At 71.5% G+C, this 23,008-nt stretch carries 6 protein-coding genes; 2 read left to right on the forward strand and 4 right to left on the reverse strand.

Annotated features, from left to right (window positions below):
* Positions 1 to 20: 20 nt before the first annotated feature.
* Together ACFVYR_RS01110 and ACFVYR_RS01115 are read left to right on the forward strand one after the other, a co-directional pair.
* On the forward strand, positions 21 to 434 hold the full coding sequence (locus ACFVYR_RS01110; RefSeq protein WP_384247303.1) for a nuclear transport factor 2 family protein: 414 nt from the start codon (positions 21 to 23) through the stop codon (positions 432 to 434).
* Positions 431 to 1,891, forward strand: a complete 1,461-nt coding sequence (locus ACFVYR_RS01115; RefSeq protein ID WP_384247306.1) for an NAD(P)/FAD-dependent oxidoreductase — start codon at positions 431 to 433, stop codon at positions 1,889 to 1,891. Before ACFVYR_RS01110 ends, ACFVYR_RS01115 begins: the two co-directional genes overlap by 4 nt.
* Positions 1,892 to 2,147: 256 nt before the next feature.
* On the opposite strand, the gene ACFVYR_RS01120 is transcribed toward ACFVYR_RS01115, so the two are convergent.
* The 4 genes from ACFVYR_RS01120 to ACFVYR_RS01135 form a co-directional block, all read right to left on the reverse strand.
* A complete protein-coding gene (locus tag ACFVYR_RS01120; protein ID WP_384247978.1) occupies positions 2,148 to 2,399 on the reverse strand; it encodes a DUF3253 domain-containing protein in 252 nt (83 codons plus the stop codon).
* 123 nt (positions 2,400 to 2,522) lie between these two features.
* A complete protein-coding gene (locus ACFVYR_RS01125; protein ID WP_384247309.1) occupies positions 2,523 to 5,444 on the reverse strand; it encodes an AAA family ATPase in 2,922 nt (973 codons plus the stop codon).
* Positions 5,441 to 10,558, reverse strand: coding sequence for a beta-ketoacyl synthase N-terminal-like domain-containing protein (locus tag ACFVYR_RS01130; protein ID WP_384247979.1), 5,118 nt, complete (start codon positions 10,556 to 10,558; stop codon positions 5,441 to 5,443). Before ACFVYR_RS01130 ends, ACFVYR_RS01125 begins: the two co-directional genes overlap by 4 nt.
* 77 nt (positions 10,559 to 10,635) lie before the next feature.
* A complete protein-coding gene (locus ACFVYR_RS01135) occupies positions 10,636 to 23,007 on the reverse strand; it encodes an SDR family NAD(P)-dependent oxidoreductase (protein ID WP_389611063.1) in 12,372 nt (4,123 codons plus the stop codon).
* Between the last annotated feature and the right edge of the window lies 1 nt (position 23,008).

Here is a 23,008-nt window from a genome sequence, read left to right on the forward strand (position 1 = left end):
GAACCCTTCCTGGAGGTGCCATGCCCGACGAGGCCTCGCGAAAGAGGATGGCCGTCGACTACGCCGAGCGGATCAACGCCGGTGACATCGAAGGCGTCCTCGACCTGTTCACGGACGACATCGTCTTCGAGGATCCCGTGGGCCGGCCGCCCATGGTGGGCAAGGACGATCTGCGCAGGCACCTCGAACTGGCCGTCTCCTGCGGTACGCACGAGGTGCCCGACCCGCCGATGACGTCCATGGACGACCGTTTCGTGGTGACGCCCACCACGGTCACCGTGCGGCGGCCCCGGCCGATGACCTTCCGCATCGTCGGCATCGTCGAACTCGACGAGAACGGTCTCGGGCGCCGGGTCCAGGCGTTCTGGGGAGTGACGGACGTGACCATGGACGGCCCCGCCGACACCACCCACCCCGAAGGGATCCCCGCGTGACCACCACCCGACCCGCACACGCCGTCGTACTGGGCGCCAGCATGGCAGGGACCCTCGCCGCCCACGTCCTGGCCCGCCACGTGGACGCCGTCACCGTCATCGAACGCGACACGCTGCCCGAGGAGCCCCGGCACCGCAAGGGCGTTCCGCAGGGCCGCCACGCCCACCTGCTGTGGTCCAACGGCGCCCGCCTCATCGAGGAGATGCTGCCCGGCACCACCGACCGCCTCCTCGCGGCCGGCGCCCGCCGCCTGGGCTTCCCCGAGGACCTGGTGACCCTCACCGGGCAGGGCTGGCAACACCGCTTCCCCGCCACGCAGTTCGCACTGGTCGCCAGCCGCCCGCTGCTCGACCTGACCGTGCGCACCCAGGCCCTGGCAGCCGGCAACATCACGGTCCGGCAGCGTACCGAGGCCGTCGAGCTGGTAGGTGGCGAGCACCGCGTCACCGGTGTTCTCGTACGCGAGGTCGACGGCGGCCGGCAGGAGACGCTGGAGGCCGACCTGGTGATCGACGCCACCGGCCGCGGCTCCCGCCTCAAGCAGTGGCTCTCGGCGCTCGGCGTGCCCGCCCTGGAGGAGGACGTCGTGGACGCGGGCGTCGCCTACGCCACCCGGCTCTTCCAGGCCCCGCCCGGCGCGACGACCCGCTTCCCCGCCGTGAACATCGCCGCCGACGACAGGGTGCGCGAGCCCGGCCGCTTCGGCGTCGTCTACCCCATCGAGGGCGGCCGCTGGCTGGCGACGCTCTCCTGCACGCGCGGGGCCCAACTGCCCACCACCGAGGCCGAGTTCATACCGTTCGCGGAGAAGCTGAACCATCCGCTCATCGCCGAACTGCTCCGCGACGCCGAGCCGCTCACTCCCGTCCACGGCTCCCGCTCCGGGGCCAACCGCCGACTGTACCCGGAGCGGATGGAGCAGTGGCCCGACGGTCTGCTCGTCATCGGCGACTCGCTGACCGCCTTCAACCCGATCTACGGGCACGGCATGAGTTCGGCGGCGCGTTGCGCCGACACCATCGACCGCGAGTTCAAGCGGGGCCCTGGAGGGGGCGCGGGGACGGGGCCGGGGTCCACGCTCGCCCTGCAGAAGGCGATCGGCGCGGCGGTCGACGATCCGTGGATCCTGGCCGCCACCAAGGACATCGACTACGTCAACTGCCGCGTGGCGGCGACGGATCCTCGGCTCATCGGCGTGGACACCGAGCAGCGCCTGCGGTTCGCCGAAGCGATCACCGCGGCGTCGATCCGCTCCCCGAAGGCGTCGGAGATCGTGACGGACGTGATGAGCCTGAACGCGCCCCAGAGCGAACTCGGCTCCAACCGCTTCCTGATGGCGATGCGCGCCGACGAGCGCCTCCCCGAACTGACCGCTCCCCCGTTCCTTCCTGAGGAGTTGGACGTGGTGAACCTGGACGCCGCCACGGTTTCGGGGGTACCGGCAAGGACCGTGTGAGCGGGTGCGTCGCCGGGGCCGGGGCCGGGGCCGGGAAGTCTCAGAGCCTGTCTTTGAACCCCCGTCGTCCGCGCGAAGCGCGGGCGCAGCGGTGGATTGGGGCCTCCCCTGCTCGAGCGGAGCCGAGAGCTTGGGGAAGCGTGCGATCGGTGTGCGGAGTCCCAGGTCATGTGGCGGAGCCACCTGTCCTGGGGCTCCGTGCGCCGATCGTGCGTGCCGGGCGCCGGGGCGCAGGCGGGGGTTCAAAGACAGGCTCTCAGTGGGTGCGGCGGATACGGATGGGGCCACGAGCCGTAGCCGGGTCGACGGGGCGGCCCGCCTGGGTGATCTCCACCTCGCCGGCCGTGACCAGGCGCCGGGCTGCGCGGCGGGCCGGTTCCATGAGCGCGCGCCAGCCGTCGTCGTCTCCTTCGTACACCGCCCGCGCGGCGTCCGACGGACAGATCGTCGAGTCCGGGTCGCGGCGCTCGAGCAGGTCGAGAATGACTCGCTCCAAGCGCCGGTCCACGGCTTCGTCCGCGTGCCGGTCCACGGGCTCGTCCGCTTGCCCATTCGCGGGCCCGTTCGCGGGCCGTTCGGTGTGCGTCACCGCGCCAGTGTCGCACCCCCGAGGGCCCCACCTGCGGATTCGTCACTCCAAGGCTGCTCGCAAGTCCAACCGCTTGACGTCGAGCTTGCGGTAGACGCGGGTCAGGTGCTGCTCCACGGTGCTGATCGTGACGCACAGCCGCCGGGAGATCTCGCGGTTGGTGAGCCCGTCGGCGGCCAGCTCGGCCACCCGGCGTTCCGCGCCCGACAGTTCCGTGTCCGAGCCGACCCCTTCGGCGTCCGGGCCGTGGCTCCCGGGAGGTGCCGTGGCCTCGGTGACCGTGACCGGAGCCGGGGCGCTGCCCCAGCGCCGGGCCAGGAGCTGCGCCTTGCGGGTCAGCAGCCGGGCGCGTTCCGCCTCGCCCCGTTCGCGTACGGCGATGCTCTGGTCCGCGACGGCACGTGCCAGTTCGAAGGTGTCGCCGCTGTCGTGGAGTACCGCCACGGCCTCGTCCAGGAGCTCGGCACGTACCGGAGCGGGGGACGTGGCCGCCCGCAGGCGCAGCGTCATGCCCCGGGTGCGGCCGCCCGCCGGGGCGGGCAACGTCAGGTGGTCGTCGATGAGCTGGCGGGCCAGGAGCGATTCGCCGAGGGCCAGGTACGCTTCGGCGGCGCCGAGTCGCCACGGTTCCAGTGCGGGCAGGTCCACGCCCCAGCTGCTCATCCGCGTCCCGCAGGCGTAGAAGTCGCACAAGGCCGCGTAGTAGCAGCCGGTGGCGAGGTGGTAGCGGCCCCGCGCCGCCAGGTAGTGCAAGCCCGGCCGGGTCTGGAAAACGGCCTGCGGTACGGGCCGTTCCAGCAGAGCCGCCGCCCCGTCCACGTCACCCAGGGCCGACCTCGCGTGTACCGCTGCCGCCAGCGGGAGTCCGATCGCGGCGCCCCAGCCCTTGGTTCCGAGCAGGGCGAGGGCGGCTCCGGCGCGCTGTTCCGCCGCCGCCGGGTCGCCCTGTCGCAGATGGATCAGGGCACGCCACGCGGTGAACAGCGCCAGCCATGTGGGGCTGTTGCGCTCGGCCGCCTGGGCGAGGAGGCCGTCGCACCAGGCCGCCGCGCGGTGCGGCCGGTCGCGGTAGGTGAGGGCGGCCAGGGCGGCGGTCTGGACCGCGACCGTACGAGGCCCGAGCCGGTAACGGTTCAGGGCGCGCTCGGCGGCGTCGACGGCATCCTGTTCGCCGCCGTGCAGCAGTTCGTTCATGAGCGTGCCCGCGCCCTGCAGCTCGGGAGTGAGCGCGGGCGGGGCGGAGCGCTGCGAGGACGGGAGGCCGGAGCCGAGGCGCTTTTTGACGTGCCCGGGGTAGAGGTAGGCGCCCCATAGCCAGGGGGTGTCGAGGTCCGCAGCGTTCATCGGAGGGGGGCTGGTCGGGTTGGGGGGCGAGTTCGGGTCGGTGCCGGGGCGCGTACCCCTGCCCGTACCCGTACCCGTACCCGTACCGGTGAGCGTGCCCATGCCGGTGAGCGTGCCGATGGCGTCCAGTCCTTCCTCGACGCGCCCGTGCCACAGGAGGTGGGTGGGGAGGGACGGCGGCGGGAGTGGGAGCGGGGTGCAGGCAGGGGCGGTGTCCGGAGCGGTCGTGGTGGGGTCGGGGAGGTGCCGCAGTACTTTCGCGGGGTCCAGGCGCCACTCCGCGTCGGCGAGCGCGCCGACGATCGCGGAGCGCTGCGCCGCGCTGCGGCACAGCTGGTGGGCGGCGCGCAGGTAGCCGACGCCGGTCTCCACTTGGTCGCTCTCCAGCGCGAGTTGGGACGCTTCTTGCAGGACGGGAACCACCCAGGGGCTGTCCGAACGGTCGGCGGCCATGAGGTGGGCCGCCACCTCGGTAGCTGGTACGCCCTCCTCGTGCAGGAGATCCGCCACCCGGCCGTGCAGGGCGCCCCGCTCCTCGGGCACCATGCCGTCCAATACCGCGGCGCCGAACGCCGGGTGGCACAGGCGGCCATCGTGCAGCACTTCCGCGCTGGTCAGCTGGTGCGCGGCCCGCGCGACGGACGCCGCGTCCACGTCGAGGAGCCGCCCGACCAGCGCGGGTTCGGCAGCACGCTCGCCCAACGCCGCGACGGCCCGGGCGACGTCCGGGACCGGTGCCTCGTGCCGATGGAGGAAGCTGAGGACCGCGCGCCCGTACGCCTCCCCGGCGCCGCCCATCGTTCGGTGGTCGTCGGCCAGCGCATGGACGAGGAGCGGGTGGCCTGCGCTCATGCCGTGGACCGCGGGCGTCAGGTCCTCTGCTGTCCGTTCGTCCAGGTGCCGGGCGAGTACGGCCTCCACCCCCGCCTTCGACAGGGGTTCGAGCCGGATGCGGCGCAGGGTGGGCTCATGCAGGAACTCGCTGGTGAGCAGGGCGTTCGGCGCCTTCTGGTGGACGTACTCGGTGAACACGACATGCAGCCGCGCCGACCGCAGCCGACGGACCACGTACAGCAGGCACCGCAGCGACGCCCCGTCGCTGTGGTGCGCGTCGTCGACGGTGATCACGACGGGCCGCCGTTCGTCCAGCAGGTTCCGCAGCTCGTCGCACAGCCCGCGCAGGAGGGGCGCGGCAGGCAGTGGGGCATCGCCGGGGCCCGGGTTCGCCGCGTCCGCACGGGCGTTGGCGTTGGCGTTCGTGTTCGCGCCCGCGCCCGCGCCCGCGTTCGGCTTCGTGTTCGTGTTGACGTCGTCGAGTCGGGCCAGGGCGCGTTCGGCGCTGGCGGCGGGCAGGCCGGGGCTGTGCAGCAGCTGTTCCAGGACACCGAACGGCAGGTCGCGCTCGGCACGGCAGGCGGTGGCCGTCAGCACCAGGGCGTCGGAGCCGAGGCGCTCCGTCCACGCACGGAGAAGAGCGGTCTTCCCCGTGCCCATGGCGCCGGTGACCAGCGTCAGGCTGCCGCACGCGTCCGGCGGGCCGTCGAAGGCACGCTGCAGGGCGGCCAGTTCCCGGGAACGCTCCACGAGGCCGGTCCCGGCATCCCCCAGGGCGCCCGTCACGCCGTGCCCCACTCACGGTCGATCAGCGCGAACATGTCGTCGGCGCTCGCCGCCGCCAGGTCGTCGCTCTCGCCCTCGCCCTCGTCCCCGTCCTGCGTGTCGTCGGCTTCCCCAGTCGCCCCGGTGACGTCGGACTGCTTCCACAGCAGGGTCCGCAGGCGCCGGACCAGACCCGTGCGGCGCGGATCGTCCACCGCGAGTCCCGCGAGAGTCGCCTCCAGCTCGTCCAGGTGTCCGGCGACCGGTAGCTCACCCGCGCCGCCGTCGGGCAGGATCCTGTCCAGCAGGTGTTCGGCGAGGGCGCGAGGCGTCGGGTAGTCGTAGACCATCGTGGCGGGCAGCCGCAGCCCGGTGGCGGTACGCAGCCGGTTGCGCAGCTCCACGACCACGAGTGAGTCGAAACCCAGGTCCTTGAAGGCCTTCTCCGGTTCGACCCCCTGCCCCGGCTCGTACCGCAGGACGGCGGCCACCTGCTCACGCACCAGGTTCAGGAGTACACCGGCCCGCTCGCGCGCGGGCAGGGCGGACAGATCGCGGCGGAGCACCGCGCCGTTCTCCGCTCCCTCGGTGCTGTCCGAGGCCGCGTCGAGGATCCGCACGGCCGCGGGGACCGTGTCGAGCAGGCGGGTGGGGCGGGCGAGCGTGAACAGCGGCGCGAATCGTTCCCACTCGATATCGGCGATCAGCGTGTGCCCCTTGCCGCTGTCGAGCACGGCGTGCAGCGCGCCGAGCGCCAACTGTGGCTCCAGCGGCGGCAGTCCCTGTCGCCGGGACAGTCCCGTGGCCTCGCGCGCGGACTCTCCGTCGTCCGGCAGGTCCCAGATGCCCCAGCCCACGGACACCGTCCGGGGGCCTTCGCCGCCGTGGCGCTGCGCCAGCGCGTCGAGGTAGGCGTTGGCGGCGGCGTACGCGCCGTGCTCCCTGCTGCCGAGCGCGGCTGCCACGGAGGAGAAGTAGATGACGGTCTCCACCATGTCCTTGGCCGTGCCTGTCTCTGTGTCCGTCTCCGTGCCCGCGGGCGTGCTCGTGTCCGCTGGCGTGCCCGTGACCGCTGGTTGCGGTGCCCGGCGCGCGAGTTCGCCCAGCTCCACGGCGGCCGATGCGGCCTCGCCGAGTTCCTCGGGGGTGATCTCCGCCAGCGGTGTGAGCCGGCCGGGCAGCGAGGTGTGGATGACGGTCCGTACCGGCACGTCGTCCGGCAGCTCGGCGAGCGCCCGCGCGACCACTCCCCCACCTCGGGACGGGTCACCTTCAAGCAGAGTCAACGTGGCGCCGTACTGGGCGAGTTCAGCCGTGAGGCTGCCGCCGTCCCTTCGAGTGCCCTCGGAATCCGTGTCCAGGAGTATGACGTGTTCGGCGCCGGACGCGGCAAGCCACCGTACGACCTGATCCGCCAGATGGCCGACTCCGCCCGTGACCAGGACGGCACCGTTCGGCCGCCAGTCGCCGGAGAACTTCTCGCCGGTGGTCGCAGCGGGGACGATACGGCGACCGAGAACGCCACCGCGCCGAAGTGCGACCTGGTCCTCGCCGCTGTCGCCGCCCAGCACCGCGTACAACGCGCCCGCATCAAGCGTTTCGGGGTCCGCGGGCAGATCCAGCAGACCGCCCCACAGCTCCGGGTGCTCCAGAGCCGCGACACGGCCGAGCCCCCAGACCGGGGCCTGCGCGGGAGCGACGACCGGGTCGTTGTCGCCGCACGAGACGGCGCCGCGGGTGGCACACCACAGGGGCACGTCGAGGCCCGCGTCCAATAGTCCCTGCACCAACGTCAGGGTGTCCGTCAGGCCACGGGTCGGTTGGTCTTCCCCGGCGGCCTGGGTGTCTTCGCTGAGGCGGGCGGAAGCGTCCGAACCATCACCGAGGGCCAGCAAGGACAGCACTCCGGCGAGCGGTACGTCGTCCGGGAGTCCGGCCCGGTGCGACCGGATCAGGTCCGCGAGCTCCGCCCGCGCGGCGTCCGGGCCGACCTCCGCGACGGTGACCGGCACGCCCGTCTTCTCCAGGGCCTTGGCGCATGTCTGCGGCCAGGGCCCGGCGCCGGTCGCGGGGACGACCAGCAGCCAGGCACCGGCGCCCGACGCGCCCCGAGATCCCGGCGCAGCGGGCAGGTCTGCGCGCTGCCAGTCGACTCGGTACCGCCACCCACCGACGATCGACCGCTCACGTCGCTCGCGCCGCCACGCGGACAGCGCCGGGAACACCGTCTCCAGAGCCGACCTGTGCCCGTCGTCCTTGAGGTGCAGGGTGTCGCAGAGCGCCTGGACGTCCGCCCCTTCGACCGCCGCCCAGAACCCGGCCTCCTCCCCGTCCTCGTGGAAGGCGGATGTCGGCGCCGCGATGTCCGCAAGCCAGAAGCGCCGCCCCTGGAAGGGGTAGGTGGGCAGGTCGACGATGCGGGGCTCGGGGTCGGACGGGAAGTACGCCGACCAGTCCACGGCGATCCCCGCCGTGTGCAGCCGAGCCATGGCCTGCGCGAAGGCGACATCGTCCGGCTGGGCGGAATGGAGGGAAGCGGTGACGACCGGCTCCGGGGCGTCGTCCTCGGCTAGCTCGTCGAGGGTGTGCTGGGCGGCGGTGGTCAGCACGGGGCTCGGCCCGAGCTCCATGAATACGCTGGCCTGAGCGGCTACTTGGGCAATGGCGGGCTGGAAGAGGACGGGCTGACGCACATGGCGTGCCCAGTACTCCGGAGTGGTGATCTCCTCACCCGCTTCGCGCCCCGACACATTGCTGACCAGCGGAATCGAAGGCCGCCGGAACTCCACACCCCGCAACGCCTCGGCGAACTCCGCCAGCATCGGCTCCATCAGCACGGAATGGAATCCGTGACTGACCGAGAGAGCCTTCGTCTTACGACCCCGCTCCCGCCACCGGCCCGCGACACCCTCCACCTCATCCGACGGACCCGAAATCACCGTCGAATCAGGCGTGTTGACCGCAGCCACACTCACACGGGTGCCATCCAGACCAGCAGACAACTCCTCCCGCGTCGCCTGCACCGCACACATCGCCCCACCCCCAGGCAACGCTCCCATCAACCGCGCCCGCACCCCCACCACACGACACGCATCCGGTAGCGAGAAGACCCCCGCCACATACGCGGCCGCCACCTCCCCAACCGAATGCCCAATCACCACATCCGGCTTCACACCGACGGACTCCCACAACCGCGCCAAGCCCACCTGCAACGCAAACAACCCCGCCTGCGCCCACATCGTGTGATCCAACCGCTCCACCGGACCACGGAACACAACCTCACGCAGTGAAGCCCCCAACTCAACGTCCAACAAGGCACACACCTCGTCGAACGCCTCCGCGAACACCGGGAACCGCCCATACAACCCGGCACCCATCCCCACCAACTGACTCCCCTGACCACTGAACAGCCAGACCGTGTCCCCGTTCACACGGGCGGGTGTCCGAGCGGCCGGGCCCGGGCCGATCAGCGCCGGATGGTGCTTCCCCGCCGCCAGCGCGCGCAGCGCGGCCACCGACTCGGCCCGTTCCGCGGCCACCACCACTGCCCGATGTTCATGCAGCGCACGAGTCCTCAGAAGTGACCAACCGATGTCCGTGAGGGACGCCAACTCCTGCCCGCCGTCGGCGCGTTCGGCCAGGGAGGCAGCCTGTGCGCGCAGCGCCTCATGACCGCGGGCCGAGACCATCCACGGCACGGCGAGGGAGGTGGAGGCGCCGAGGGCTTCCGGACCACCCTGCATTCCATGCACCCCATGCATCCCATCCGAGCCGTCCTCTGCGTCCGAGGGAGTGGGGGCCTGTTCCACGATCAGGTGGGCGTTGGTGCCGCTGATGCCGAAGGAGGAAACGCCCGCCCGGCGGGGGCGGTCGCCGCGGGGCCACGGCACGGGGTCGGTGAGCAGCCGCACTCCCCCGTCCTCCCAGTCCACGTGGGGTGTGGGCCGGTCGATGTGCAGGGAGGCGGGCAGTTCGCCGTGGCGCATCGCCATCACCATCTTGATGACGCCCGCAACGCCTGCGGCGGCCTGCGTGTGCCCGATGTTCGACTTTACGGAACCCAGCCACAGCGGCCGGTCGGCCGGCCGCTCCTTCCCGTACGTCGCCAGGAGCGCGTTGCCCTCGATGGGGTCGCCGAGCGTGGTGCCGGTGCCGTGGGCCTCCACGGCGTCGACGGAGTCGGGGGTGACGCGGGCGTTGGTCAGGGCCTGGCGGATCACGCGTTCCTGGGCGACGTCGTTGGGGGCGGTCAGGCCGTTGCTCGCGCCGTCCTGGTTGACCGCTGAGCCGCGTACGACACCGAGCACTCGGTGCCCGTTGCGGCGCGCGTCGGAGAGACGTTCCAGGAGGAGCAGGCCGACGCCCTCGGAGAATCCGGTCCCGTCGGCGGCCTCGGCGAAGGGCTTGCACCGGCCGTCCGGCGCCAGGCCGCGCTGACGGGAGAACTCCACGAAGGCGGTGGGCGTGGACAGCACGGTCACGCCCCCCGCGAGAGCCAGACCGCAGTCGCCCTGCCGCAGCGCCTGGCAGGCGAGATGGATCGCCACCAGTGAGGCCGAGCACGCCGTGTCCAGCGTCACCGCCGGGCCCTGCAGACCGAAGGTGTAGGCGATGCGGCCGGATATGACGCTCGACAGGGTGCCCGTGGTCGCGTACCCCTCCACCTCCGGCGGCACCTGCTCGCCCGACATGTGGTCCTGGCTGGACACCCCCGCGTACACGCCGGTGAGCGTGTCCCTGAGCGTGGACGGATCGATCCCCGCCCGTTCGAACAGCTCCCAGGAGACTTCGAGCAGCACCCGCTGCTGCGGGTCGGCGGCGAGCGCCTCGCGCGGGTTGACGCCGAAGAAGTCGGCGTCGAAGCGCGCCGCGTCCCGCAGGAACCCGGCCTCCCGCACGTACGTCGTCCCCGGGTGGTCCGGGTCGGGGTGGTAGAGGCCGGCCAGGTCCCACCCGCGGTCGGCGGGGAACTCCGCGATGCCGTCGCCGCGCGAGGCGACCAGGTCCCACAGTTGTTCGGGGGACGTCACACCGCCGGGGTAACGGCAGGCCATCGCGACGATGGCCACCGGTTCCCGCTGCCGCTCCTCCATATCGCGCAGTCGCTGGCGGGTCTGTCCGAGATCCGCCGTCACGCGCTTCAGATAGTGGCGAAGCTTGTCCTCCGTACCCGGCATGTCCTGCGTACCCGGCATGTCTTCTCCACTCCTGATCAAGAAGGCAGTTCTCGGTCGATCAGCTCGAAGAGTTCGTCGTCCGACGCGGAATCGAGGTCCCGGTTCTCGCCGGAGTCTCCGGCCTCGCCGGGTTCGCCGTCGGCGTCTCCAGCACGGCCCGCACCGCCCGCATCGCCCCTGCCGCCTGCACCGCGCGCGGCGGTCGCTGCGTCGTCCAGGCGCCAGAGCAGGTTCTGCAGGCGTGTCACCAGGCGGTCGCGGATGTTCTCGTCGTGCGCATGACCCGTGATCACCGTCTCCAGTTTGTCCAGCTCGCCGAAGAGAGGGGCGGCCGGATCGGCCCCGGCGGGGCAGAGCTGCGTACGCAGTTCGTCGGCGATGGCCGCCGGGGTGGGGTGCCTGAAGATGAACGTGGCGGGCAGGCGCAGGCCCGTGGAGGCCGAGAGCCTGTTGCGCAGTTCGACGGCGGTGAGGGAGTCGAAGCCCAGGTCCTGGAAGGGGGCGTCGGCGCGTACGGCGTCGGGACCGGTGTGCCCGAGGACCGCTGCGGCGTGCGTCCGCACGAGGTCGAGCAGGGTGCGGTGCTGCTCGTCCGTGGTCAGCGCCGCCAGCTTGCCTGCCCAGTCGATGTCCTGCCGGACAGCGGCGGCCGTGGGCCTCGCGGAGCCTCGGGCGCCGGCGAAGGCACGCAGGATGGGGGGCAGGGAGGTGGCGGGCCGTCCCGCCAGGACGCGGGTGTCCAGGTCGGCGGCGACGAGGTGGGCGTGACCGTAGCGTCGGGCGGTGTCGAGGAGGGCCAGGCCGTGTTCGTTGGTCATGGCCTTGACGCCGATGCGGGTCATGCGGGCGATGTCGGTGGTGCTGAGGCCGCCGGTCATGCCGCGTGTCGTGCCGGTTGCCGGTGCACCGGCTGTCGTGCCGGTTGCCGTTGCACCGCCTGTCGCGCCGGTTGCCGTTGCGCCGCCTGTCGTGCCGGTCGCGGTGGTGCCTGTCGCGTCACTTTCCGTGGCTTCGGTCGTGCGGGTCGTCTCGTCGGGCGGGGTCTCCCACAGGCCCCAGCCGACCGACAGTCCCGCCAGCCCTTGCGCCCTGCGGCGCTGCATCAACGCATCGCAATACGCGTTCGCCGCCGCGTAGTTGGCCTGGCCAGGACTGCCCAGAGTGGCGGCAGCCGAGGAGAACACGACGAACAGACCCAGCCGCATCCCCCGCGTCGCCTCATCCAGATGCCGCGCCGCAGCCGCCTTCGCCGCCCACACCCGCGCCAGCCCCTGCGACGTCTGCGCCGTGACCACCGCGTCCTCCAGCACACCCGCCGCATGCACCACACCAGTCAACGGATGCGACGGATCGGTCTTGCCCACCAGCTCCGCCACCGACCCCGCATCACCCACATCAGCAGCGACAACACTCACCTCAGCGCCTAGTTCGCCAAGGCGCTGCACCAGTTCCCCGCTGCCCGGAGCATCCGCACCCCGGCGACTGGCCAGCAGCAGGTGCCGTACACCCCACTCCCGTACCAGATGCTCGGCCACCACCCGGCCCAGCACACCCGTACCACCAGTGATCAACACCGTGCCCTCGGGATCGAGGGCAGGCGGAACCTCCAGCACCAACTTCCCGGTGTGCTTGGCCTGGCTCATGAACCGGAACGCCTCCCGCGCCTCGTCCAGCGGCCAGGAACGTACCGGCAACGGTGCGAGGTCACCGGAGGCGAACCTCTCACCCAGTTCCCGCATCATGAACGCAATGCGGTCGGGCCCGGCATCGGTGACGAGGTCATAGACGGTGTACGTGACGCCCGGATGCTGCGCGGCAACCTCTTCCGCGGTACGCAGATCGGTCTTGCCCATCTCCAGGAACCGACCACCATCACCGAGCAACCGCAGGGAAGCATCGATGAACTCACCGGCGAGACTGTTGAGTACGACATCCACGCCGCGCCCACCCGTGGCCTGGCGGATCGCATCCTCAAAGGCAAGATCACGCGAAGACGCCCGATGGGCCGCATCAACCCCCATCTCCTCCAGCACCCCATGCTTGGCCGGACTCGCCGTCGCGAAGACCTCCGCACCCAGATGACGGGCGATCCGCACCGCGGCCATCCCCACACCACCCGTACCGGCATGGATCAGCACCCGCTCACCAGCCCGCACACCCGCCAGCTCCACCAACCCGTACCAAGCCGTCAGGTAGGCGACGGGCATACCGGCCGCCTCACGCATGGTCCAGCCCTGCGGGACCGGCGCGATCATCCGCGTATCCGCCACGGCCATCGGCCCGAAGGAGCCGTGGAGGACGCCCATGACGTGGTCGCCGACCGACACATGCGTGACGTCGGGGCCCACCTCCGTCACGACACCGGCGCCTTCGCCGCCCAGGCCGATCTGGCCCGGAACCATGCCGAGGCTGACGAGGACATCGCGGAAGTTGATGCCCGCGGCGTGGATGTCGAGGCGTACGCGGCCGGGACCCAGAGGTTCCAGGAGTTCTGGGTAGGCGACCGGGGTCACGCTTTCCAGCGTCTCGGCGCTTCCCTTGTCCAGACGCCAGGCACGCTCGTCAGGCACCGTGGCCAGCGCGCCGCCGGTCGCACGGACGAGCCTGGGCACAAGTATGTCGTCGACACGCAAGGCGAGTTGGGGCTCTTCGAGGCTTTCGACAGCCTGGCGCAGTACCGCCTGCGGCAGCTCGGCACCGCCGTCCGCGGCTAGGTGGTCGTCGACGTCGATGTCGATGTCGAGCAGGACGAAGCGGCCCGGGTTCTCCGACTGTGCGCTGCGGACCAAGCCCCACACCGCTGCCGCAGACGCGTCCACCTCCCCGACCCCGTCGACAGCCACGGCACCCCGCGTCACCAACAGCAGACGGGACTGCGACAGCTCCGGGTCCGCGAGGAACTCCTGTACCAAGGACAAGACCCGCTCCACGACCGGCAGGCCGTCGGCGGCCGAGGATTCGACGGGCGCGAGCACCGCCCACGGCGCCTCACCGCCACCACCACCGCCCGCCCGCACCGCTTCGCCCAGAGCAGCCAGGTCAGCCGGGGTGGCATCACTCGTCAGCGTGATCCAGCCGCCGTCGCGTCGCGCGTCCGTCTGTGACACCGGAAGCGATAGCGTTGTCCACTCCACCGCGAACAGGCCATCTTCTGAGGCCTGTTCGGCTTGGAGCCGGCTGATGTCAGCCGGTCGCAGCGTCACCGATCCCACGCTCAGGACGCTCGTCCCGGTGGCGTCGGTGACCAGTACGCGCACTTCCCGCTCGGCTTCGTCGTGCTCCCCGGGCGACAGCCGTACGCGTACGGTGTCTGCACCCGTGGCCCACAAGGCGGCCTGGTTCCAGGCGAACGGCAGCCAGATCTCGCCGCCGCCCTGCGACTGCCCGCCCCAGTCGAGCAGCAGGGCGGGGTGGAGGGCGGCGTCGAGGAGGGCGGGGTGGATGCCGTAGCCCTCGTGGGCGCCGGCGGCCTCGGGCAGCGCCAGCTCGGCCAGCAGATCCTGACCGTCCCGCCACACCGCACGCAGCCCCTGGAACGCCGGGCCGTACGCATAGCCCGCGTCGGCCACCCGCTCGTAGAAGCCAGTTACGTCGACGGGTACGGCGCCGGTCACGGGCCACGTCCCGGCCAGCCTCTCGCTCATGGCGTCGGCTGTGTCGCGGTCAGGTTCGGGGGTGAGGGTGCCGGTGGCGTGGCACACCCAGCCACCCTCGCCGTCACCGCCACCGTCACCGTCCACCACCGCCGTCGCCGTCGCCGCCGTCGTCGCGTGCAGGCCCGTATTGTCCTCAAGCCGGGTGAAGACCTGCACGCCACGACGCCCGTCACCGTCGGCCTCATCCACCACGACCTGCACCCGCAAACCCCGCCCCTCAGGCACCACCACAGGCGCCTGCAACATCAACTCCTCAACCCCCGAACAACCCACCTCATCCCCAGCCCGCAACACCCACTCCACCAACGCGGCACCCGGCACCAACACCACCCCGGCCACCACATGATCAACCAGCCACCCCACACCAGAACGCGACAACCGCCCCGTCAGCAGACACCCACCCCGATCAGCAAACTCCACCGCCGCACCCAACAACGGATGCCCCGCAGCCACCAACCCCAGCCCCACCACATCCCCACCACGACCACCGACACCACCACGCCCCGCAAGCCAGAACCGCTCCCGCTGAAACGCATACGTCGGCAAACCCACCACCCTCGGCGCCACCCCACCCGCAAACAACACCGACCAATCCACACCCACCCCCGCCACATGCAGACGAGCGAGCGCATTCACGAAGGCCTGTTCCTCGGGCTTCTCGCCGCCGAGCGAGGACACCAACACCGGCTCGCGGTCACGGTCACGCGTATCGGCAATGTCGTCCAGGGTGTGCTGGGCAGCGGTCGTCAGCACTGGAGCAGGCCCCAGCTCGACGAACACGCCTGCACGCTCCGCCACTTGGGCAATGGCGGGCTGGAAGAGGACGGGCTGACGCACATGGCGTGCCCAGTACTCCGGAGTCGTGATCTCCTCACCCGCTTCACGCCCCGACACATTGCTGACCAGCGGAATCGAAGGCCGCCGGAACTCCACACCCCGCAACGCCTCGGTGAACTCCGCCAGCATGGGCTCCATCAGCACGGAATGGAATCCGTGACTGACGGACAAGGCCTTCGTCTTACGGCCCCGCTCCCGCCACCGACCCGCGACACCCTCCACCTCATCCGACGGACCCGAAACCACCGTCGAATCCGGCGTGTTGACCGCAGCCACACTCACACGGGTGCCATCCAGCCCAGCAGCCAACTCCTCCCGCGTCGCCTGCACCGCACACATCGCCCCACCCCCAGGCAACGCCCCCATCAACCGCGCCCGCACCCCCACCACACGACACGCATCCGGTAGCGAGAAGACCCCCGCCACATACGCAGCCGCCACCTCCCCAACCGAATGCCCAATCACCACATCCGGGCGCACCCCCACCGACTCCCACAACCGCGCCAAACCCACCTGCAACGCAAACAACCCCGCCTGCGCCCACATCGTGTGACCCAACCGCTCCACCGGACCACAGAACACAACCTCACGCAGCGACGACCCCAACTCGACGTCAAGCAGCCCACACACCTCGTCGAACGCCTCCGCGAACACCGGGAACCGCCCATACAACCCGGCACCCATCCCCACCAACTGACTCCCCTGACCACTGAACAGCCAGACCGTGTCCCCACTCAGGGCCGCCGCGTCCTCGCAGGCCTCCGTCAGGGCCGCGTGAGCGTCACCGGAGGCCAACGCGGCCAGACCTGCGAGCAGTTCACCCCGCTCGCTGCCTGTCACCACAGCGCGGTGCTCGAACAGGGAACGCGAGTGCAGCAGTGACCAGCCGATGTCCCGTACTGAACCCATGGCCGAGTCGGCCGTCACCGCTTCGCTCAGGCGGCGTGCCTGTTCCCGCAGGGCCTGTGGGCTGCGCGCCGACACCACCCACGGCACCAGACCACCACTCTCCGACACCACCGCGGCCTCAAGCTCAACCACCGGCTCCGGAACCTGCTCCAGGATCAAATGCGCATTCGTACCCGACGCACCGAACGACGACACCCCCGCACGCCGCGGACGCCCACCCACCTCCGGCCACACCACCGACTCCGACGCCAACCGCACCCCACCCGCATCCCAATCCACATGCGGCGACGGCTCATCCACATGCAAACTCGCCGGCACCACCCCATGACGCATCGCCATCACCATCTTGATGACACCCGCCACACCAGCAGCCGCCTGCGTATGACCAATATTCGACTTCACCGAACCCAGCCACACCGGACGCTCCCCCGGCCGGTCCTGACCGTACGTCGCCAACAACGCCTGCGCCTCGATCGGATCACCCAACGTCGTCCCCGTACCGTGACCCTCCACCACATCCACATCAGCAGCCACCAGCCCACCACTGGCCAACGCCTGCCGAATCACCCGCTCCTGCGACGGACCATTCGGCGCCGTCAAACCATTACTCGCACCGTCCTGATTGACGGCGGATCCGCGGACGAGACCGAGGACTTGGTGGCCGTTGCGGCGCGCGTCGGACAGCCGCTCCAGAAGGAGTACACCGACGCCTTCGCCCCAACCCGTGCCGTCGGCCGCGGCGGCGAACGGCTTGCAGCGGCCGTCGGGAGCCAGGCCGCGCTGGCGCGAGAAGCCGGTGAAAACCTCTGGGGTGGCCATGACCGTCACGCCGCCCGCGAGGGCGAGGGTGCATTCACCCTGGCGCAGTGCCTGTGCCGCGAGGTGGATGGAGACGAGGGACGAGGAGCACGCCGTGTCGACCGTCACCGCCGGGCCTTCGAGGCCCAGGGTGTAGGAGACTCGACCGGACACGACGCTGCCGGAACCGGCCAGCATGGAGTAGCCCTCCAGCTGGGCGTCCTGGGCCAGGCCCGCCGCGTAGTCGTGGTACATCACGCCGACGTACGTGCCGGTCAGGCTGCCCTTGAGCGTCGTCGGATCGATACCCGCACGCTCAAACACCTCCCACGACGCCTCCAGCAGCAAACGCTGCTGCGGATCCATCGCCAACGCCTCACGCCGATTGATCCCGAAGAACGCGGCATCGAAATCCCCCGCGTCCGGCAGGAAGGCGCCCTCGTCGGCGTAGCTGGTGCCGGGGTGGTCCGGGTCGGGGTGGAAGAGGCGCTCCAGGTCCCAGCCGCGGCCGGTCGGGAACGCGCCGACCGTGTCCACGCCCGCGGCCACCAGGTCCCACAGCCCTTCGGGGGACGTCACTCCGCCCGGGTACTTGCAGGCCATCGCGACGATCGCCACCGGGTCGTCCGTGGTGGCCGCGGTGAGCGCGGCGGGGGTGGCGGGCGGGGCGGGGGCTGTGGACCGGCCGCCCAGACGGGTGCACAGGTAGGCGGTGAGGGCGTCGGGGGTGGGGTGGTCGAAGGCCATCGTGGCGGGCAGGCGCAGGCCGCTGGCCGTCGAGAGGCGGTTGCGCAGCTGCACCGCCGTGAGCGAGTCGAAGCCCAGGTCCTTGAAGTTCGCCTCGGTGCGTACGTCGGTCGGCGAACGGTGGCCGAGCACCGCGGCCACGCACTCGCATACGACGTCACCGATGACGGCGCGGCGTCCGGCCTCGTCCAGGCCCGCGAGCCGGGTCTCCAGCGCGGCCTTGTCGACAGTGGCGTCGGCTGCCGCCCTGCGGCGGGTCCGGCCTGCCAGGTTGCGCAGCATCGGGGGTACGTCTCCGCTGGTGAGGCCGCGTACGTCGATGCCTGCCGCGACGACCGGCGAGGTGTGGGCGGCGGTGTTTCGTGCCGCGTCGAGGAGGGCGAGGCCCTGCTCGTCCAGCAACGGCTTCACGCCGCCCGCGCGCAACCGCGCCAGATCGGCATCGTCCAGGTGCCGGGTCATGGCGCTGCCGCGCGCCCACAGGCCCCAGGCGATCGAGAGACCGGGCAGGCCGGCGGCGCGACGGCGGGCCACGAGGGCGTCGACGAACGCGTTGGCTGCCGCATATCCGGCCTGGCCCGCGTTGCCGAGAACACCGGCGGCGGAGGAGAACATCATGAAGAGGCTGAGCGGCAGCTCCGCGGTGGCGGCGTCCAGGTTGGCGGCGACGGAGGCCTTGGCGGCCCACACCTTGGCCAGCTGGTCGGCGGTCTGCGCGGTGACCACGGCGTCGTCCAGGACACCTGCGGCGTGGACCACCCCGGTCAGCGGATGCGCCGGGTCGACCGAGGCGACGAGGTCGGCTGCGGTCCGCGCGTCCGTGAGGTCGGCGGCGACGATCCGCACCCCGGCGCCGAGGCCGGTCAGCCGGTCGGCCAGCTCGCGGGCGCCCGGCGCGTCGGGGCCCTGCCGACTGACGAGCAGCAGATGCCGCACCGACCAAGTGCGGACCAGGTGCTCGGCGACGAGCCCGCCCATCATGCCGGTGCCGCCCGCGATGAGAACGGTGCCGTCGGGGTTCCCGGGGTTGCCGGGGTTGCCGGGGTTGCCGGGGTTGCCGGGGTTGCCGGGGTTGCCGGGAGGCGTCCGCGGGAGGGTGGTGGCGCGGGTCAGACGGGGGGCCTTCGGCTGTCCCGCGCGTACGGCGAGTTGCGGCTCCCCGGTGGCGAGTGCCCTCGTGACGGCCGCTCGGTCCGTGCCTGGCTCGGTGTCCAACAGGACGAAGCGGCCGGGGTGTTCGGCCTGTGCGCTGCGTATGAGGCCCCATACGGCTGCGGCGGGCACGTCGAGTGGGTCGCTGCCGTCGCCGTCGGCCGGTACCACCACCGCATGCCGCGTGAGCAGTACGAGCCGGGCCTCGGCCAGACGCGGTTCGGCGAGCCAGCCTCGTACCAGGTTCAGGGTGTTCTCGGCGACCGCCCGGCCACGGGAGTCGACCGTTGCGTCGGCTGCCTCGTCGGTTGCGGCCGCTGTTGCGACTGCGGCCATGTCGACGAGGACGGTCCCGGGGGTCTGCGTCCCCTTGTCGAGCGCGGCCGACAGACTCCGCAGATCCGGGTGGCGGGGGGCTTCCTCACCGGCCCAGTCAGGTGCGTCCGGACCGATCACCAGCCACTCGTCGCCGCCGTCCTCCTCCTCTGTCGTCGTCGGGGACGCGGAGGCCCACTCCACGGTGAACAATCCTTGAGGGCCGGTAGTCGCCCCGCCCCTCCCGCCCGTCGAGCGCAACAGTTCCGGGTCGGCGGGGCGCAGGGCCAGGGAGTCCACGCTCAGGACGGGCGCTCCGGTGGCGTCGGCGATCGTCACGCGCAGGACCGATCCGCCCTCCGCCTGCTCCTCCCCGTACGCGGACGGGCGAGCCAGACGCACGCGCACGGTGGCGGCACCGGTGGCCCGCAGGGTCACACCGTTCCACGCGAATGGCAGACGGAGCTCTCCCGCGTCACTCGCGTCACTCACGTCATCCGTGTCCCCCGCGTCACCGGACAGGTTCTGGTCCAGCAGCAACGCCGGGTGCAGGGCGGTGTCCAGCAGTACGGGGTGAATACCGAAGCCGTCGTCAGCGCCTGCCTGTTCGGGCAGCTCCACCTCCGCCAGCAGATCGTGCCCGTGCCGCCACACGGCGCGCAGGCCTTGGAACGAGGGGCCGTACTCATAACCCGCCGACGCCGCCCGCTCGTAGAGATCACCGATCTCCACCGGTTCGGCGCCGCTCGGCGGCCACTGCCCGCCGAGCCCGTCCGGCTCGTCACCGGCCCCGGACTCAGGGCTCAGCGTTCCGGTCGCATGGCACGTCCAGCCCTCCTCCTGGCCCGGTTCGTCATCGGAGTCGACGCGAGAGAAGACACGCACGTCGCGCCTGCCGCCCGGCTCGTCGGCCGCGCCGACGACCACCTGCACCTGGATGCCGCCGGAGTCCGGCAACACCAGCGGCGCTTGCAGCGTCAGTTCCTCCAGGGCGTCGCAGCCCGCCTCGTCGGCCGCCTGCAACGCCCATTCGACCAGTGCGGCACCGGGAACGAGCGTGGTGCCCGCCACCACGTGGTCGGCGATCCAGCCACCACGACCACCGCCGTTGCCCGCGAGCCGCCCGGTGAGCACAAGCGCGCCGTCGGCCAGCCCGAGCACCGCTGGCAGCAACGCGTGCTCCAGCCTCCGCAGCCCCGCGGACCGCACGTCACCGACGCCGTCCACGGGCAGCCAGTAGCTTCGTCGTTGGAAGGCGTAGGTGGGGAGGTCGACGGTACGGGGGGTGGGGTCGGCCGGGAACCAGCGCGTCCAGTCGATGTCGGCGCCTGCGGTGAAGGCGTGGGCGGCGGCACGGGTGAGCTGGGTGGTGTCACCATGGTCGCGGCGGAGGGTGGGGACGACGGTGGCGGAGACGTCCGCCTGCTCGATGGTCTCCTCCATACCGAGGTTGAGGACGGGGTGGGGGCTGGCCTCGATGAACAACCGGTAGCCGTCGGCCAACAGCGCCTCGATGGTGTCGGCGAAGCGGACGGGCCGGCGGAGGTTGGTGACCCAGTAGGCGGTGTCGAGGGCAGTGGTGTCGGCAAGCCGTTCCGCGCTCACCGTCGAGTAGAACGCCACGTCCGTACGGGAGGGCCGAATGTCGGAGAGACGCTCGGTGAGCAGGTCGTGGAGCTGGTCGATCTGGGGACCGTGGGAGGCGTAACCGACGTCGATGACCCGGGCGCGCAGGCCACGCGCCTCGGCATCCGCCACGACAGCGGCCACATGCTCGGGCGGGCCCGAAATAACGGTGGACGAGGGACCGTTGACGGCGGCGACACACACGCCGGGCCGGTCGTCGCCGATCAGCTCAGCCGCTTGCTCCGCGCTCACCCCGAGGGAGGCCATGTCGCCGTGACCCTGCAACTGCCTCAGCGCATCACTGCGTACGGCGACGATTCGCGCCGCATCCTCCAACGACAGCGCACCGGCCACACATGCGGCGGCCATCTCGCCCTGCGAGTGACCGATCACAGCAGCGGGCTTGATGCCGCAGTCCGCCCACACCGCGGCCAGCGACACCATCACCGCCCACAACACCGGCTGCACCACCTCAACCCGGGACAGCTCACTGCCATCCCCCCGCAGCACCTCCGTCAACGACCAGTCCACGTACGCGGACAACGCCCGCTCACACTCCGCCATCCGCCCCGCGAACACCGGCGACTCATCCAGCAGCCGAGCCCCCATCCCCACCCACTGCGACCCCTGCCCCGGAAACACCAACACCGGCCCCGGACCCACATCACCCACAACCCCCGACACCACATCCTGCGACGCCTCACCCGCCGCCAGCACCCCAAGACCCGCCGTCAACGCCTCCCGACCCCGGCCCACCACCACAGCCCGGTGCTCAAGACTGGAGCGGCTGGTGGTCAGCGACCAGCCGATCTCGGTCGCCGACGCATCTACGTCACCGGCAGCGAACGTGCTCAGCCGTCGCGCCTGCGCCCGCAGCGCGGCCTCGCCACGCCCGGACACCACCCACGGCACCACCGCTACCCCTGCCCCTGCCCCTGCCCCTGCCCCTGCCCCTGCCCCTGCCCCCGGCGATCCTTCCGGAACGTCTTCCGGAGCTTCCTCCAAGATCACGTGCGCGTTCGTGCCGGAGATGCCGAAGGAGGAGATACCCGCGCGGCGCGGACGTTCGCCGCGCGACCACGGGACCGGGTCGGTCAGGAGGCGTACGCCTCCGCCTTCCCACTGGACGTGCGGGGTCGGCTCGTCGACGTTCAGGGTGGCGGGCAGCAGGTCGTTCTGCAGGGCCATCACCATTTTGATGACGCCCGCGACGCCTGCGGCGGCCTGCGTGTGGCCGATGTTCGACTTGACCGAGCCGAGCCACAGCGGCCGGTCGTCCTCGCGCTCCTTCCCGTACGTCGCGATGAGCGCCTCGGCCTCGATGGGGTCACCGAGCTTGGTACCGGTGCCATGCGCCTCGACCACGTCGATCTCCGACGTGGAGAGGTGGGCGCCGGCGAGGGCCTGCCGGATGACGCGGCGCTGCGAGGGGCCGTTCGGTGCGGTGAAGCCGTTGCTGGCGCCGTCCTGGTTGATGGCGGAACCGCGCAGCACGGCGAGGACCTTGTGGCCCTTGCGGCGCGCCTCGGAGAGGCGTTCCAGGACGACGAGTCCGGCGCCCTCGCCCCAGCCCGTGCCGTCGGCCGCGGCGGCGAACGGCTTGCAGCGGCCGTCGGGGGCCAGGCCGCGTTGGCGCGAGAAGCCGGTGAAGACCTCGGGCGTGGACATGACGGTGACGCCACCCGCGAGGGCGAGCTCGCACTCACCCTGCCGCAGGGCCGTGGCCGCCAGATGCATCGCCACCAGCGACGAGGAGCACGCGGTCTCGACGGTCACCGCCGGACCCTCCAGACCCAGCGTGAAGGAGACCCGGCCCGACAGGACGCTGGGCGCTGTGCCCGCGTACCCCTCGGTGGCCCTGCCGCCTGCGTCGCCCTGGGTCTGATTGCCGGTGGTCGCGGCGCCGACGTAGACGCCGGTGGGGCTTCCCTTGAGCGAGGCGGGGTCGATGCCGGAGCGTTCGAGGGCCTCCCAGGACGTTTCCAGGAGTAGCCGCAGTTGGGGGCTGCTGGCCAGTGCCTCGCGCGGGCTGAAGCCGAAGAAGTCGGAGTCGAACTGGTCGGGGGTGCCGATGAAGCCGCCCTCGCGGACGTAGCAGGTCCCGGGGTTGTCGGGGTCCGGGTGGTAGATGCCCTCCAGGTCCCAGCCACGGTCGGTGGGGAACGGTTCAATGGCGTCGTCGCCGGCGGCGACCAGCTCCCACAGGCCCTCGGGCGTCTCGATGCCGCCGGGGAAGCGGCAGGCCATGCCGACGACGGCCACGGGCTCCTGGCGGCGGTCCTCCACCTCGCGCAGACGCTGCCGGGTGTCATGCAGCTCGGCGGCGACCCGCTTGAGGTAGTCGACCAGTTGCTCTTCACTCGCCATG

It is taken from the genome of Streptomyces sp. NPDC058284 (genome assembly GCF_042881135.1).
Lineage (GTDB): Bacteria > Actinomycetota > Actinomycetes > Streptomycetales > Streptomycetaceae > Streptomyces.